The 15,513-nt window shown below is 47.0% G+C and carries 13 protein-coding genes; 4 read left to right on the forward strand and 9 right to left on the reverse strand.

Features of this window, described 5'->3' with window-relative positions; all coding sequences use genetic code 11:
- Window position 1 precedes the first annotated feature (1 nt).
- Window positions 2–1,426, reverse strand: a complete 1,425-nt coding sequence (locus NOG12_RS06080; RefSeq protein ID WP_313932724.1) for an NADH-quinone oxidoreductase subunit L — start codon at window positions 1,424–1,426, stop codon at window positions 2–4.
- Window positions 1,427–1,593: 167 nt separating this feature from the next.
- Between NOG12_RS06080 and NOG12_RS06085 the strand changes: the two genes are divergently transcribed.
- On the forward strand, window positions 1,594–2,484 hold the full coding sequence (locus tag NOG12_RS06085) for a LysR family transcriptional regulator (RefSeq protein ID WP_313932725.1): 891 nt from the start codon (window positions 1,594–1,596) through the stop codon (window positions 2,482–2,484).
- Window positions 2,485–2,626: 142 nt separating this feature from the next.
- Here the strand turns inward: NOG12_RS06085 and NOG12_RS06090 are convergent, their stop codons facing one another.
- From NOG12_RS06090 to NOG12_RS06120, 7 genes are all read right to left on the reverse strand, one after another.
- On the reverse strand, window positions 2,627–3,616 hold the full coding sequence (locus NOG12_RS06090; protein WP_313932726.1) for a sensor domain-containing diguanylate cyclase: 990 nt from the start codon (window positions 3,614–3,616) through the stop codon (window positions 2,627–2,629).
- On the reverse strand, window positions 3,613–4,437 hold the full coding sequence (locus NOG12_RS06095) for an alpha/beta fold hydrolase (RefSeq protein WP_162014515.1): 825 nt from the start codon (window positions 4,435–4,437) through the stop codon (window positions 3,613–3,615). The genes NOG12_RS06090 and NOG12_RS06095 overlap by 4 nt, the downstream gene beginning before the upstream one ends.
- Window positions 4,438–4,538: 101 nt before the next feature.
- Window positions 4,539–5,864 carry an NAD(P)/FAD-dependent oxidoreductase gene (locus NOG12_RS06100; protein ID WP_313932727.1) on the reverse strand — a complete coding sequence of 442 codons (1,326 nt, stop codon included), beginning with the start codon at window positions 5,862–5,864 and terminating at the stop codon, window positions 4,539–4,541.
- Window positions 5,865–5,914: 50 nt separating this feature from the next.
- On the reverse strand, window positions 5,915–6,526 hold the full coding sequence (locus tag NOG12_RS06105) for an SAM-dependent methyltransferase (RefSeq protein ID WP_110075644.1): 612 nt from the start codon (window positions 6,524–6,526) through the stop codon (window positions 5,915–5,917).
- The gene (locus NOG12_RS06110) at window positions 6,523–7,215 is read right to left on the reverse strand and encodes a cupin domain-containing protein (RefSeq protein WP_153826587.1); all 693 of its coding nucleotides are present in this window, start codon (window positions 7,213–7,215) and stop codon (window positions 6,523–6,525) included. The genes NOG12_RS06105 and NOG12_RS06110 overlap by 4 nt, the downstream gene beginning before the upstream one ends.
- A gap of 72 nt (window positions 7,216–7,287) precedes the next feature.
- On the reverse strand, window positions 7,288–8,463 hold the full coding sequence (locus NOG12_RS06115; protein WP_110075646.1) for an ABC transporter permease: 1,176 nt from the start codon (window positions 8,461–8,463) through the stop codon (window positions 7,288–7,290).
- Entirely contained in the window at window positions 8,460–9,374 is a 915-nt protein-coding gene (locus NOG12_RS06120) for an ABC transporter ATP-binding protein (RefSeq protein ID WP_110075647.1), read from the reverse strand. The genes NOG12_RS06115 and NOG12_RS06120 overlap by 4 nt, the downstream gene beginning before the upstream one ends.
- Window positions 9,375–9,689: 315 nt before the next feature.
- On the opposite strand from NOG12_RS06120, the gene NOG12_RS06125 reads away from it, so the two are divergent.
- The 3 genes from NOG12_RS06125 (at window position 9,690) to NOG12_RS06135 (ending at window position 13,817) form a co-directional block, all read left to right on the forward strand.
- On the forward strand, window positions 9,690–11,678 hold the full coding sequence (locus tag NOG12_RS06125; protein ID WP_110075648.1) for an oleate hydratase: 1,989 nt from the start codon (window positions 9,690–9,692) through the stop codon (window positions 11,676–11,678).
- Window positions 11,679–11,918: 240 nt separating this feature from the next.
- Window positions 11,919–13,124 carry an IS256 family transposase gene (locus NOG12_RS06130; protein WP_313932728.1) on the forward strand — a complete coding sequence of 402 codons (1,206 nt, stop codon included), beginning with the start codon at window positions 11,919–11,921 and terminating at the stop codon, window positions 13,122–13,124.
- Between the two features lie 48 nt (window positions 13,125–13,172).
- Window positions 13,173–13,817 carry a glutathione peroxidase gene (locus NOG12_RS06135; RefSeq protein ID WP_313932729.1) on the forward strand — a complete coding sequence of 215 codons (645 nt, stop codon included), beginning with the start codon at window positions 13,173–13,175 and terminating at the stop codon, window positions 13,815–13,817.
- Window positions 13,818–13,896: 79 nt separating this feature from the next.
- Here NOG12_RS06135 and NOG12_RS06140 read toward each other — a convergent pair whose 3' ends face one another.
- Window positions 13,897–15,435 (reverse strand): leucyl aminopeptidase family protein, encoded by a 1,539-nt coding sequence (locus tag NOG12_RS06140; protein ID WP_313932730.1) that lies wholly within the window; start codon window positions 15,433–15,435, stop codon window positions 13,897–13,899.
- Window positions 15,436–15,513: the final 78 nt, after the last annotated feature.

Here is a 15,513-nt window from a genome sequence, read left to right on the forward strand (position 1 = left end):
ACTAACGGGGTACTCCGGTAGTTGCAGAAGATACTCGTAAAGGCCAAAGCGTTAAGGTGAGGCGAGTAGCCCATTCATCCAGGTACAAGCCTGCATTCAACATGATAAAAAGTTTACTGCTATGGGCTGCTTGGGGTCGGTACAACAACCATAAGTAAACTCCCGTAATAGCGATTAAGACACTAGATACCCACAGATCCAGCCCAACGACAAGCGGAGCCTCAACAAACTCTAGATGCAGCTTTAATAACCACAGCGCTGCGCCATAGCAACTCAGCCAAATCATGGCGATAGCCATTGCTGGTATGAACTCAGCCCACGCAAAGCGTTCAAAATAGCTCGCTAGCCATAAGCTCAGCGCTAAACTCACCGCCAACCAAGGCGCGACATACGTAAGCAAATCCAACTCAATAACTGTGATCAGTACTAAGCTGCAAACACTGACTAACGTAACAATAACGGCGCTAAACGGTGGTAACGCTAGTCCGACAAAACGCTGCCGCTCACGCAACTCGACTGCGCTACCTGAACTTAAAAAGGCATAGGCTTTATAACAAGAATGTGCCAGTAAATGCAGGACAGCCAAGGTGTAGTAGCCTAAGCTGATTTCAACCAACATCAGCGCCATTTGCGCCACAGTAGACCAAGCCAAGCGTACTTTGATGCTAATCCGGGTCATGGTGACTACCGCTGCAACTAACATGCTCAATCCAGCAACTAGGGCCAATAACCACCGCGCTAGAGGAGCATCGCTAAGTACTGGTGCAAATTGTAGCAACAAGAATCCGCCTAGATTAATAATGCCCGCATGCAGTAAGGCTGAGACTGCCGTTGGAGCTTCAACCACCTGCAATAACCAACCATGTACAGGAAGTTGCGCGCATTTAAGTAAGGCAACCAGTACCAGCAGCACCGCAGGTACCTGTTGATTCATTAAGGAGCCTTGCTCGGTTAGTTGACTGATATGGGTGGTACCCGTGTGATACCACAGCCAAATAAGCGCCGCCCCCAGCAATAACTCTGCGATACGCGCAAAGATAAATTTTTTATGGGCTGCTAGTTGTGCTCGAGGTCGCTGAGGATAAAATAACAGAAGCTGGTGCAAACTTAAGCTCACGGTCACCCAAGCCAACCAAAATAGCAGATAATGATCCGCTAACGCCGTGGTCAGAATGGATACCAACACCAACACCAACCAGCGATGAAACCGGTGCTCTTCTTGCTCACCACGCACTTGAACCGTGGCGAAACGCAACACAACCCAACCGATAAAGCAGATCATTGCGGCAAATCCAGTGCTCAGGGTTGTTAACGCAAAACCAAAGGCTTTAACCTCTGTCCAACCCGTGCTACCTATGAGCAAACTGGTGATCAGAAAGCAACCACATAGCAGAGCAATCGTAGCGGTACTAATGCGCCAGCGCATATGGCCTCCAAAAGTTATCCATTGATGTTGAGATTAATGCAAGTGGCGGCATTGTGCGTGATTCAAATACATTATAAAAATACATATATTTTATTTATTCGTTCGCTAAAATAGAACGATCGATTTATCGTGATTCTTTCTTTAAGACAAACTCGGGAGTAAACCTCATGGCACGACTTAACTACCATCACCTTTATTATTTTTGGCGGGTAGCTAAGCAGGGCAACCTCACCGCAACCGCTTCACAACTGGCACTATCTCAATCGGCTTTATCTGCTCAAATTAGCCAGTTAGAACATACCATTGGCCAACCTCTGTTCAATCGTGTCGGTCGTTCTCTGGTACTTACCGAATTAGGCCGTACGGTGCTGAATTATGCTGAGGATATTTATCAGCGCGGCGAAGAGTTGCATCAATTACTAAGCCAAGGAACACCTACCGTGCCTAGTTTAAAGATTGGGGTGCTATCCAGTATGTCACGCAACTTTGTCGATGCTTTTATCAAGCCTTTAACCCAAGGCTTAGATGTTCACTTTCAGCTCATTGCGCGACCGCAGTCCGAGCTAGAACAGTTATTGGCACACCATCAACTTGACGTGATTCTTACTAACCGAGAGCTTGCTAGTGGTGATGATGTGGGGTGGCAATCTCAGCTGTTAGCGCGCCAAGCCTTGAGTGTTATTGCCCCGAGTCGCCTTGCCCATTTGCCAGCGGAAGTAGACGCTAGTTATCAACAACAGCGTTGGGTGGTACCAGGTGCAGCATCGCCCCTGCGTGCTGCATTTGAGTTTTTCTGCACCCAGCATCAATTGCGCCCCGAAATTATCGCAGAAGTTGACGACATGGCCATGTTGCGGTTGCTCGCTCGCGACAGTGGCGCCCTCGCTGTCATGCCTGCAGTAGTTGTGCGCGATGAGTTGCAAAGCGGACTCTTAGTTAAACGTTTTGACCTACCCAATGCTTTTGAAAACTTTTATGCGGTGACGCTAACTCGTAAATACCAACACCCGAGGCTAGCCGAACTGCTGCAAGCATCGTACTTTGGCACATTGCGCTGATAGCTAGTGCCCAAAGCACTAAGGTAAGTGGAATGTAGAATAGACCCGCACCCGCTGGTCCTTTTCAAGATCAGCAAGCTGTTGAATTAACTCTCCGTTTCGCACATGCACCTCTAAGGCGTTGTTATCAATACTCTAGTTCTTAATTCTCAGCAGAAACTTCAACGCGGTTACGGCCCTTATGCTTCGCCTCATAAAGAGCTCGATCAGCACGTTGCAAGACCGCTACTAAATCATCCTCTACAAGCATACTGGTCACCCCAATACTCATGGTGACCTGACCATGAGCCCAACCAGTCTGTTCAACCAGTTCGCGAATGCGCTGTGCGGCTTGTTCAGCTTCAGCCAAACTTGCCCCGCTTACAATCAATGCAAACTCTTCACCACCAATGCGGGCAACCGTATCGATAGCACGCGTCTGCTCGGCTAAGACTTGTCCCATCCGCCGTAACACAACATCGCCCTCAGCATGCCCAAAATTATCGTTTATCGATTTAAAATGATCGATATCCATCACCAGCAACGCAGCACTGGCATAGCCACGTTTTACCTTTTCCAACTCAAGCTCTAATTGCTGCTCAAAGGTGCGTCGATTTGCCAGTTGGGTTAATGAGTCTGTGGTTGCTAAACGTTCTAACTGTTTATTTAGTTCAGTTAATTGCTGATGTTTGTGTTCTAGTTCAACCCGCGCACGCTCTAATTCTGCCACCACCAGTTGCTTCTCTCGTAGCGCACGCTCAGCTTCCTTTTTTGCTGCTACTAGCTGGTCTTCAAAGATAAAGCGCCGGTGAATCGGCAGTAACACCATAACAAAGCCATTGTTCGCTGCGGGTAATTTGACGGCGTTCACTAATACTGGCAATTCATTATTTTGTTTATCTTTTAAACGAAGGTACATCTCTTCAACGGTACCTTGATGCTGCATCAGCGGAAAAACATGCGTCAAAAAAAACAGTTTCCCAGCACCCGAGAACAGCTTATCAATCGACTGCCCCATTAGCTCATTTACTTGGTAGGCAAGTAACTCTAATAAAGGCTGGTTGATATCTACTATTTGGCGCTCGGCGTTGATTGCCAATAATCCTACTGGCACCTGTTGTGGATTAAAAAAATCAGACACAGTACTTGTCATCTCAAGAGGCACTCAATGATCTTATCGCGCACTAATTGCGGTGAACTAACATGGGGATAGTGGCCACTGCAGCCGATTTTTGCAGTATCGCAATGGGGAATTCTAGCTGCCATATAATCAATCACAGCAGTAGGTACAATCACATCAACGTCGCAATATAAGATACTCACGGGCACGGTAATTTGTGGTAGTAGTGAACGGTTGTCACTCAAAAAAACCAATTCAGCAAAGCGTCTTGAGATTGCTGGATCGGCGTTAGCAAAACTCTGTCGCAATTGCTCACTCAATTCTGGTCGGTGACTATTTTTCATCACAATCGGCGCCAAATAGCCAGCCCATTCAAAATGATTACGCTCCATTAAACTCAATAGCTCGTTAATCTCATCTAACTTGAAGCCGCCCTGATAATTATCAGTATCCAAATAGCGCGGAGAAGGCCCAATCGCAATAATCTGGCGAAATAAGTCAGGTCGCTTGATGGATGCGAGCATGCCTATCATGCCACCAACGGAATGCCCGACATAATGAATAGGGCCGCACTCAAGCGCTTCAATGACTGCAATAAGATCGTTGACATAGCCGGTGAAACTTGAATAGGTTTCAGCATCATAATAACTAAAGTCAGAACGACCGCAGCCGCAAAAATCAAAGGTAACGGGGGCTATTGATGAAGGTAATTCGGCCAGCAGCGGGGTCCAAATAAGCTGATCGCAACCAAAGCCATGCCCGAAGAGCACCCTGGTGGGTACCGAGTCATTAGGGTTTACCTGCTGGACATGTTGGGTAACGCAGTAACGTGACAGTATCTGATTCGCGGGCATTGGCAATCTCTTGTCGATAACTTTATGTTTAAACATAGAGTTTTATGAGCGAGATTGCCAGTTTAACCTGTACTAGCTGAGTAGCAAGCACTCAACCCTGATTAATGTAGCTTCAAGCGCGGCCGCAACCGTCGACTTAAGCCCTTGATCAGCATAAATAAGAAGGTTTTAAAATAGCCATGTACCGCCACTTGATGCATACGATACAAACTCTTGTACATGATACGCGCCAACCAGCCCTCAACCTTCATGGCACCTTTGGTTAAGTTCCCCATCAGACTACCAACTGCGGTGTAGCTTGATAACGACACCAATGAACCATGATCTTTGTAGACAAAAGTACGTAAGGGTTTATGCTTTTGCTTAGCAACAATATTGGTATAGGCGGTGGCCGCCATCTGATGCGCAGACTGTGCTCGTGGTGGAACCCTAGACCCATCAGCTTGGGTAAATGCTGCACAATCACCTATCACAAAAACATCGTCATTGGTGCTGGCTTGCAAGGTCGGCTTAACCACTATCTGATTGGCTCGATTGGTTTCAAAACCTGGTAATTTGGCAAGAAAATCGGGGGCCTTTACACCAGCTGCCCATACTTTAATACTAGCCTCGATGAGTTCGCCTGATTTAGTGACCAAGCCTTGGTCTGTTACTTCAACCACTTGCGTATTATCACAAATACGTACGCCTAATTTTTCTAGCTCCTGTTGCGCAGCTGCGGCAATACGCTCCGGTAGCGCCGGTAAAATACGTGGTCCGGCTTCAACCAAGGTGATTTGCAGTTTATTTAACTCAAAGTCAGCAAACCCATACGACCTAATCAGTTCTGCTGATTTAAATAACTCAGCAGAAAGCTCAACTCCGGTCGCTCCACCGCCCACGATGGCTACTTTTAAAGGACGTGGATAGCGCTCAGCTTGCAGCGATAAGAATTTATTCATGAGGCGATGGTGAAAACGCACCGCTTGTTTGACACTATCTAGGAAGTAACAATGCTGACCGGCACCTTTGGTACCGAAATCATTGGTGACGGAGCCAATGGCTAATACCAGTGTGCTATATGGCAGCTCACGGGCAGCAACGATTTGCTGTCCTTGATCATCAGTAATAGCAGCGAGTTTAATTAAACGTGCGGTTGTATCGATATCATTCAATTCACCTGGTAAGAAGTTAAAACCAGCGTGAGCAGCCTGAACCCGATAATCGACACCATCAATGTCTGCATCAAGCGCGCCCGCTGCTACTTCATGAAGTAGCGGTTTCCAGACATGGGTTAGATTGCGGTCGATTAAAGTGACCGAAATCTTTTTATTATTACGGTACTTCTTGCCAAGTTTGGTGGCTAACTCGAGGCCGCCGGCACCACCACCGACGATAATAATATGCTGGGTATCCATGAGAGCTAATAAGGCTAGGAACAAGTGCATAAATTATACGCCTGTTACTAGCCCAATATAAGCGCTTTTATTGCCCTATGTTAAGCAGGTTTAAAAGCAATAAACTGACACACCGCACCAGCACCTGTGTGGCCAGTTCCTTCATGTAGCGAACGTACTAGCTCCTGGCTATGGGTAACCTCAAAGCTTTGAAAAGCTTCATAAAACTCTGCTGCTGTTAGCATAAGGTCTGCACTTGGTGGGCCGCCTGTACCCCGCCCTAGCTGAGCAGGAGTGTAACATTCGGCCAGAAACCAACCGCCGGGCTTGAGAGTTTTTGCTATCTGCTCGTACAAGAAAGGACGATGGGCACGGGGTAAATGACAAAAAATCATGACGACACCATCATATGCCTGTTCTGGAAGCTCTGTTTTACTCAAGTCAGCCCACTCAGTGGTAATGGTAACCTGCTCAGCTTGCGCCAAGCGCTGCGCTTTCTGCAAACCAACTTGTGAAATATCTAAAGCCGTTGCATGAGCACCTAACTTAGCTAAATAGACACTGTTACGCCCCTCACCATCGGCTAAGCAAAGGATGTTAGCTGGCTGTTTTCCATGCTCCAATAGGCTTGCGGCATGGTCTCGTAAAAAGTCATTCGGTTCGGTACCGTAGTGATAATCTTCTTTACTGTAACGTTCATCCCACTGATTCATTCTAACAACCTCATTGCTGTAACTTTTGCTGACTCATCAGCTAAGGGTAAATGGCCCGTTTTAACTAAGATGATGGTTTCTTGCTCAACAAAAGGCGTGTGTTGGCTCATGTGCGGGCTACGCAGCCAGCAGCCCGCTGGATAGCGACCATGTTCATCCATAAACTCTCCGGTTAATACGAAAATTTCTTCACCACCAAAGTGACGATGAGGTTTAAACACCTCTCCCGCTGGCCATTTGACTAAAGCTGTGTGCTGCGTGGCAAAACTATGTAGTGGCATCACCTTTAAGCCGCCTTGCCCTGGCAACCATTGCCCAGTTTGGGTTTGAATTCGCACGGAGGCGAGATCGGCAGGATCAAATTGATGGAGTTTTACCAATAAAGTACAGCCCTGCTCGCTGTAGGGTGCATGAGCGGACCCTGGCGGATTACGAATGTAGGTACCAGCTGGGTAATCTCCGTTTTCATCTGAGAAGACACCCTCAAGCACCAGAATTTCTTCACCTAATGGGTGTTGATGAGTATTGAAACGCGCCCCAGCAGCATATCTTACAATGCTGCTGGCTCGCCCTCGTTCAGCTTCTTCGCGTTCTAGTAATTTCCGTTCCACCCCTGCGGCTGGACTTGGTTGCCAAGCCTGTGCATGGGTATCAATCACCACGCGTTGCGAAAAATCCATGTGTAACATAACCAATAACTACCTTATACCGGTTGCGATGTTTGCGGTAGCTTCAATATACCCTGCAACGGCGGTTTAAGATCAGCGGCCGATAAGCGCTCGACCCATGGATCGCCACGATGGTTCTTTGCCGTACATGGTAATGCCTAACGTAAATAATCTTACTGCTGCTGAACGAATAATATAGGTGGTTAAGAACAACACCACTAAACTACCGCTCCATTCCCACCAAGCAACACCGCCATCAGCGACACGAATAGGCATCACCGCAAAGCTCGTTAACGGAAACCAACTTAAGATTTGTGCCAATAACCCTTGCGGGGTATCCATCACACCAAAGCCCGCACCAACGAACAACGCAGGAATCAGCATCATGGCGCTACGCCCTGAATGATTAGGATCATCAATAGTAGCGGCAAAACCTGCCATCATCGCATTAATCATAGCTAAGCCTAGCAGAGCAAATAACGTCGTAGCGACAAACAACTGCCAGCTCACTTCTGGATACGTCATCGCATCGCCAGCCACCACACTCATCACTAACACCACCAACACAATCAAGATTAAAATTGTGGCCATGCTTTTCAAACAGTGCAGCGTAATACCAAGAATCTTGCCATCCATCCATTGGCTCGGGGTAATTAAGGTGAGCAACTGTTCAGTAACACGCTGTTGTTTTTCTTGCGTAATGGCCGTCATCATCAGACCAAAACTACCAAATACAGCAACCATGATGCTTACCAGAATTAGCGTGGGTAAGGCTTTATTGGCAGAGCTTCGCGCCCGATCTTGGTTTTGCACTGCCACCACAAAACTTGGCGGTTGATTTAAAAAGGCGATCTGCTCCTCATTCAAAGCGAGGTCATTGAGCTTCTGCTGTTGCAAATAACTACTTATGGCCTGACTCATACGGTCTTGCCAACCAGCGTTACTTAATACTGCCAACTCAGCGAGGTAACCTTGCTCGGCATCAGCGGTTATTGTCAGTACCCCAGCATAAGTTGTTCCCAGCTCTGTCATAGCTTGACTGGTGTTCGAGGCCGGCACCCAAGTAATGTTCTCTAGTTCTGGCATGGTCAGAGGCGCCACGACTGCAACTTGATGGGTCTCTTCTAAGGCAACTTTAAGTTGTCCCCAACCTATTGAAATAGCGAACAGCACTCCCATCAATACTAATGAAAAAACCTCTTGCTTCCATTTAAAGAAGCGCCGAAATTCAAATCCGCCAATGCGTAAGATATGTTGCCATCGATTCATGCTTGCACCGCCTGAAGATAAAGTTCGTGAAGGTTTTGTTGCTGCGGACTAAATTGTTTTACTGGCGCCAGCTGTTGCAGTTGCTGTAGTAAGTCTGCAGCAACCAGCTGCTCGGTACAAACCAAGCGATAGCTGTATTCATCCACTTGAGTTACTTGGGTCACACCTACCAAAGCTTGTAATTGAGGGATAGTGACCGGCTGGGTAAATGCGACCTCTAGACTATGCTGCTGCTGTAATTGCTTACGCACTTCTGCCAAGCTGCCTTGAGCGATCACTCGGCCTTTGTTCATCAGGACTAATTTATCGGCCATGCGCTCTACCAAAGCCATTTGGTGCGCGCTAAGAATCACAGTACAGCCCTGCCGTTTGAGTTCGTCTAATACGGTTAACACAAATTCTTGGTTAACCGGATCCAAACCCGAAAAGGGCTCATCCAGTACAACCAATTTGGGGTGATGCAACAAGGTAGCGATTAATTGTACCTTCTGCTGATTTCCCTTCGATAACTGACGCATGGGCTCTTTGGCCCGCTCAGTTAAACTGAATCTTGCTAACCAGTGATCAATGTTTGCTGCCGCGGTAGCTTTAGGAAGCCCGCGTAAGCTTGCTATATACCGCAAGTTATCAAGCAAGGTGCGATCTTGATACAGCCCTCGATCCTCTGGTAAATAGCCAAAATCGCTGGTTTGTAATTGAGCTGCTTGCCCGCGATTAGCATCGCTGAAGTAGTGAATGCTACCACTATCTGGCCGGGTTAATCCCACCATCATTCGTACTAAAGATGATTTGCCGGCCCCGTTGGGCCCAAGTAACGCGAGAATTTCGCCTCCAACTGCGGTTAAGCTGACTGCATCAACCGCTCGCACGGTTGCATAGTCTTTAACCACTTGTTCCACTTTAATTTGCATGTAACAGGTCCTTGCTTTGGTGAGCAACTTATTTTTATAAGAATGATGGGTTGTCATCAGTAAAGTACAATTATTCCATATTGCTGCAATGCTGCTATCAATAAAGCTGATTAAACTGTGTGCAAATGTTTCTAAAGTCATTAAAACTCAACGTGGTAAAAAGAAGAGTGGTAATGACTATAACTGCTAGCAAAATTATTCGCATTAATTTACTAAGATGGCGATTCAACTATACTAAAAGTGCCGTTCGCAATATCACTAAGGGTGTCAGCGAGAACAGCAAGTATTTCTATTCAGTAAAGGAAGGAATCCGTAATGGCTAAAAAGACAATTGCGAAATTTGATATCTCGGCAACCGCACCAGAGGGTTTTGAACATGAGCCTGACGCAACAGGCGGTTTTTGGTGCCATAAACCGCTTAACACTTTGCCACCGGGGGATTTTATATCGCCCTATTCGCGTCATAAAACCTTACCAACTCCAGGAGTCGAAAAGCGTAAAGCGTGGATAATTGGTGGTGGTGTCGGGGGGCTTGCCGCGGCATTTTATTTAATTCGCGATGGTCATATGCCCGCCGAAAATATCACTATTTTAGAAGAAATGAGTGTAGAAGGCGGCTCTATGGATGGTGCGGGTAACCCCGAAGACGGTTACATCATTCGCGGTGGTCGTGAAATGAACTGGAACTACGACACCCTCTGGGATCTATTCCAGGACATTCCCTCCCTTGAACTTCCCGAAGAGTATTCTGTTCTCGATGAATACCGAATGATAAACGACAACGACCCAAATTACTCTAAGGCCCGTTTAATTAACAAGTCCGGCGAGATCCTTGACTCAGAAGACATGGGGCTGAGTAAATCTCAGCAATGGGAACTTATCCGCTTAATGCTGAAACGCAAGGAAGAGTTAGACGACACAAGCATTGAGGAATATTTCAGTGAAGGCTTTTTACAAAGCAACTTCTGGTTTTTATTCCGTACTATGTTTGCTTTTAAAAACTGCCACAGCCTGTTGGAAACCAAGCTCTATTTGCATCGTTTTCTGGACTCAATTGACGGCTTTGGTGACATGTCTGTTCTGCTTTTCCCTAAATACAATCAGTACGACACCTTTATAAAGCCACTGACCAATTTTCTGCGTGAAAAAGGAGTGAAATTTACCTTTGAAGCCAGAGTAGATGACCTTGATATGAGCTTTACCGGAGACAACAAGACGGTAACCGGAATTCAGGCCGTTGTTAAAGGTGAAGAGCAATATATTGAAGTTGGCAAGAATGATTTAGTGTTCGCCCTCACCGGATCAATGACTGAACAGACGGCTTATGCCGGTATGGATGATGCCCCGGAGATTAACTGTGAAAGGCATGACCCGGGTAGCGAAAGTGGCTGGAACTTATGGAAGAACCTCGCCAAGAAATCTCCTGTTTTCGGTAAGCCAGAAAAATTTTATGGTGACGTAGACAAGTCTATATGGGAGTCGGCCACCCTTACCTGCAAGCCCTCCCCCCTTGTCGATAAACTGAAAACCTTATCAGTAAACGACCCATACTCCGGTCGAACCGTAACCGGCGGCATAGTGACTTTTACTGACTCCAACTGGCTGTTAAGTGTTACCTGTAATCGCCAACCTCACTTCCCCGACCAACCAGACGATACCTTAGTTTTGTGGGTTTATGGTCTATTGATGGATAAGCAAGGCAACCGTATTAACAAAACTATGCCGGAATGTACCGGCAAAGAAATTCTGACCGAGCTTTGCCATCATCTGGGTATTGAAGACCAGTTAGATGAGGTTATAGCCAACACCAAAATACGCATTGCGCTTATGCCTTACATTACCGCCCAGTTTATGCCCAGAGCAGCAGGCGACAGACCCAGAGTAGTGCCTGACGGCTGCACCAATTTAGGCCTAGTGGGGCAATTTGTAGAAACTCGCAATGACATAATATTCACCATGGAAGCCTCCATTCGCACCGCCCGTATTGGTGTGTATAAGCTGCTGAATATTCCCAAACAGGTGCCGGATATAAGCCCCACCCAATACGATATTCGCAACATTATAAAAGGTGCCAGAGCGCTCAATAGCAATAAGCCTTTTATTGGCGAGCGTATGTTGCATCGCTTACTCGACAAAACCTACTTTGCCCACATACTGCCGCCGCTGCCCGAACCGGAGGAGAAAAAGCAAACGCACTTTGAAGAAGAGCTAAGGGAACTGCTGGGTAAAGGCGGTGACTTAATACATAAATTTTCAAGCTGGGTTAACTCGCTGAGGGAGAATTTTTCGAGCAAAGATAAATAGCGGGTTAGGTTTTGTTTTTTGCACAAAAAAGCCGCTCGAATGAGCGGCTTCTTATATGGAATTGGTGGAGCTGTTTATAAAAGCCTTTTGTAAACAACCGATCGATCAGGAATACAAAAGGTTTAAGGAATGCGAGCGATAACTTTTATTTCAAAGTCAAAACCGGCTAACCAAGTCTTCACGCAGTAGTGTTCAGAATTCTGTGTCATTTCGTTAAACTAAACAAAAAAGAGATGACATATGACCAAAACCAATTTCGACATGGATGCCGCTTTAAAGCAGTTGCGTGAAGGCAAAGACCTCACCGGCAAAGACGGCATCCTGACACCGCTTATCAAACAACTCACCGAAGCCGCGATGCAGGCTGAGCTTGAAGAGCATCTCAGTGATAAAGAGCAATCTAACCGCAAGAACGGTTCGACGTCAAAAACAGTCAAGAGTCCTGCCGGCAGCTTTGAATTAGATACGCCCCGCGACAGAGCCGGCTCGTTTGAGCCGCAACTGGTTAAAAAACATCAGACGCATTTAACCGATGAGCTGGAGCGTAAAATTATTGCATTGTTTTCGCTTGGAACCAGCTATCAAGACATTCGCATGTACATTGAAGATCTGTACGGCATTCATGTCTCAAACGGCACCATTAATACCGTCACGGATAAGCTTCTGCCGGAGCTTCAGGCATGGCGTGAACGGCCTTTAGAAGCGGTTTACCCCATTGTATGGCTCGATGCCATTCACTATAAAATCAAAGAGAATGGGCGTTTTATCAGCAAAGCTGTTTATACCATTCTTGGCCTCAATATTGACGGTAAAAAAGAGCTTCTGGGGCTTTATTTATCCGAGTCAGAAGGCGCTCATCACTGGCTAAGTGTGTTGACCGATCTACATAATCGAGGCGTTCAGGATATTCTGATTGCCTGCGTAGACGGCTTAAAAGGCTTTCCCGAAGCCATAGAAAGCATCTACCCGAAAACCGAGGTGCAACACTGCATCATCCATCAAATTCGCAACTCGATGAAGTACGTTGCCAGCAAAAATCAGAAAGCCTTCATGGCCGATTTGAAATGCGTGTATAAAGCCGCGACACTATCCGCTGCCGAGAGCGCGTTGGATGATTTAGAAGCCAAATGGGGGGATAAGTATCCCATCGTTATTCAATCCTGGCGCAATAAATGGGCGACACTCTCAGCGTATTTTAAATACCCCGACTATGTTCGGACCGTTATCTACACAACCAATGCCGTTGAGGCGGTACACCGCCAGTTCAGAAAACTGACCAAAACCAAAGGCGGTTTTAGCAATGAGAGCAGCTTGCTTAAGCTACTGTACGCGGGTATGTTAAAAGCAACTGAGCGCTGGTCACATCCGGTGCAGAACTGGAACCTGACATTGTCTCAGCTAACCATCCACTTTGAAGGTCGACTGGATGGCCACATAGATTTATGAAAATTTGGCTGACACAGAATATTGAACACTCTCTTGGAGTTACAGGTTATGGCAATTCGTCTAAAAACAGCAGTAAAAGGGGTATCTCTTGCCATTGCAGGAGCTGTCGTGGGTGCCGTGGTGTTATTTGCGCTACCGGGCGAGCCAGCCAAACACATCATTCCTAGTGCTCAAGCAAGTGACCAGTTTAGTACAGGGAGTGACGGCTGCTTAGCTGTGTTTAACCATGAGCTGCGTGGTTTACATAGCAAGAACTCTCACGACTTGTGTGAGTTAACGAAAGATAAAGTGGTGATGGTGGTTAACACCGCTAGCAAGTGCGGATACACCGGCCAGTTTGAAGATTTAGAAGCCTTATATAAGCGCTATAAAGACGAAGATTTCGTGATCCTTGGCTTTCCGTCAGATAGCTTTATGCAAGAGCATAATGACGAGGCTGAAACTGCCGATGTCTGTTTTGTGAATTTTGGCGTTACTTTCCCTATGATGGCTACAAGCCCGGTACGCGGTAGTGATGCTAACCCGGTGTTTCAAGCCTTAAGTGCTGCCGCACAGCAAAGCCCACAATGGAATTTTCATAAGTACATCGTGGCCGCTGATGGCAGCCAAGTATCAAGTTTTGTGAGCAAGGTAACACCTACCGATACGAGTATCACAGACGTGATTGATAGCTATCTAGATGCGCAAAAATAGCTTACGCAACATACCTAACAGCGTCTTGGTTTAACAGGACGATAAAAAAAGCCACTACTTTTCAGTAGTGGCTTTCAGATTATTCAGCTATATCGGCGTAGATTTTTACCCACTCAGTCAGTAGGCGCACACCGTAACCATTCCCGCCAGCAGGGTGGATGCCATTCGCACTCGTGCTATACGCATTTCCTGCCATATCAATGTGAATAAATGGGGTATCTTTAGCAAAGTGTTGTAAAAATACTGCACCCGCCTGAGCACCCGGTGAACCGACGTTGGCAATATCAGCTAGGTTACTTTTAATGATCCCTGGATATGGCCCTAGGGGTAATTGCCAGACCAATTCTGCGGTTGCTTCACCGGCTTGTTGCATACTACGCAAAACATCGTCTTGCTCCGTAAATACAGCTGAATAAGCTGTGCCTAAAGCGCCCACTTTCGAGCCGGTTAAAGTAGCAATATCCGCAATGACGCGAGGTTTGAACTTATCACGCGCATACCAGATACCATCAGCCAAAATAAGTCGACCTTCGGCATCGGTGTTAGCAACTTCAATCCGAGTACCATCACCTGCGGTAACCACATCACCCGGTAACAGCGCTGATCCTGAGATTAAGTTATGCGATAACGGCACCACCGCTACAACGTTTACTGGAGCTTTCTGGCCCGCTAACGCCATCACCGCACCAATCACTGCGCCGCCGCCCGCTTTATCGGTTTGCATCCGTAAAATAGATGCTGATGACGTTTTTAAGTTATAGCCACCCGTATCAAACGTGTTCCCTTTACCCACCAAGGCAATAGGTGCATCTTTGCTGCCCTGCCATTGTAGAGCCAGCAGATAAGCCTTATGCTCACTCCCTTTGCTTACGCCGTAAAGAGCTCCCATGCCGGCTCGTTCAACTTGACGAGGATTAAGCACCGTCACCTTAATTCCTAGCGGCTTGACCGCTTTTTCCACCATCTCAGCGATGGCCTGTGGATAACCATCTCCGCCAGGCAAGTTGATGATGTCACGAGCCATGAATACGCCGCCAGCGATAGCCGCATAGTCAGCGTAATGGTCTGCTACGGACGGGACTTGGTTTACCGCCCATTGCACGTGTCTAACTTCGGTTTTTGCAGGATTGCTTTTATAGCGATCAAAACGGTAATCTCGCAGATCCATGCCATGTGCGATAGCGGCAACTAAGTTGGCATTGTTGAGCAACCGAGCATCCACGCTCACGGCATGCTTTGCATCAGCGGTTTCAGGTAAATAGCTCCATAAGGCGGCTCCAAGCTTCTCGGCGGCAACGCGGTTAAAGCTCTCGCTATCACCCACTCCAGCAACTAGTAAACGCTCGCTGGCTAAACCAACCGGTGCAAGTATCTCAACGATTTGCTGTGGGGCTCCGGTAAAATCTTTAGCTGCTAATGCAGCACTAACCATGGCTTGCGTATCCGCACTCCAGCCTGTCACCTGTGCCGTTTGATTGGCGCCAACCAGTAACACTGACACTTTGGCATCAGCCTTGGTTTGCGCAGTAAACTGATGTTTGATGGCAGCAGGACTGGCCTGAGCTACCACGCTTATAACCATTGCACTCATCAGCGCAAGACTTTTTAACCACTTCATGATACATCCTCTTAAGGTAGACATGATTGTCATTCTACTCAGTGCAGCTAATTACTTAACTCGGTTCGGGTAAATCGT

The sequence above is a fragment of the Pseudidiomarina fusca genome, from assembly GCF_032227045.1.
GTDB classification, from domain to species: domain Bacteria; phylum Pseudomonadota; class Gammaproteobacteria; order Enterobacterales; family Alteromonadaceae; genus Pseudidiomarina; species Pseudidiomarina fusca.

What these genes read in the sequence shown, in the direction of transcription:
- NOG12_RS06130 (WP_313932728.1), top strand. Translation starts at nt 11,919, where the DNA reads ATGACCAAAACCAATTTCGACATGGATGCCGCTTTAAAGCAGTTGCGT.
- NOG12_RS06100 (WP_313932727.1), bottom strand. Translation starts at nt 5,864, where the DNA reads ATGCACTTGTTCCTAGCCTTATTAGCTCTCATGGATACCCAGCATATT.
- NOG12_RS06085 (WP_313932725.1), top strand. Translation starts at nt 1,594, where the DNA reads ATGGCACGACTTAACTACCATCACCTTTATTATTTTTGGCGGGTAGCT.
- NOG12_RS06125 (WP_110075648.1), top strand. Translation starts at nt 9,690, where the DNA reads ATGGCTAAAAAGACAATTGCGAAATTTGATATCTCGGCAACCGCACCA.
- NOG12_RS06120 (WP_110075647.1), bottom strand. Translation starts at nt 9,374, where the DNA reads ATGCAAATTAAAGTGGAACAAGTGGTTAAAGACTATGCAACCGTGCGA.
- NOG12_RS06080 (WP_313932724.1), bottom strand. Translation starts at nt 1,426, where the DNA reads ATGCGCTGGCGCATTAGTACCGCTACGATTGCTCTGCTATGTGGTTGC.
- NOG12_RS06105 (WP_110075644.1), bottom strand. Translation starts at nt 6,526, where the DNA reads ATGAATCAGTGGGATGAACGTTACAGTAAAGAAGATTATCACTACGGT.
- NOG12_RS06090 (WP_313932726.1), bottom strand. Translation starts at nt 3,616, where the DNA reads ATGACAAGTACTGTGTCTGATTTTTTTAATCCACAACAGGTGCCAGTA.
- NOG12_RS06095 (WP_162014515.1), bottom strand. Translation starts at nt 4,437, where the DNA reads ATGCCCGCGAATCAGATACTGTCACGTTACTGCGTTACCCAACATGTC.
- NOG12_RS06135 (WP_313932729.1), top strand. Translation starts at nt 13,173, where the DNA reads ATGGCAATTCGTCTAAAAACAGCAGTAAAAGGGGTATCTCTTGCCATT.
- NOG12_RS06110 (WP_153826587.1), bottom strand. Translation starts at nt 7,215, where the DNA reads ATGTTACACATGGATTTTTCGCAACGCGTGGTGATTGATACCCATGCA.
- NOG12_RS06115 (WP_110075646.1), bottom strand. Translation starts at nt 8,463, where the DNA reads ATGAATCGATGGCAACATATCTTACGCATTGGCGGATTTGAATTTCGG.
- NOG12_RS06140 (WP_313932730.1), bottom strand. Translation starts at nt 15,435, where the DNA reads ATGAAGTGGTTAAAAAGTCTTGCGCTGATGAGTGCAATGGTTATAAGC.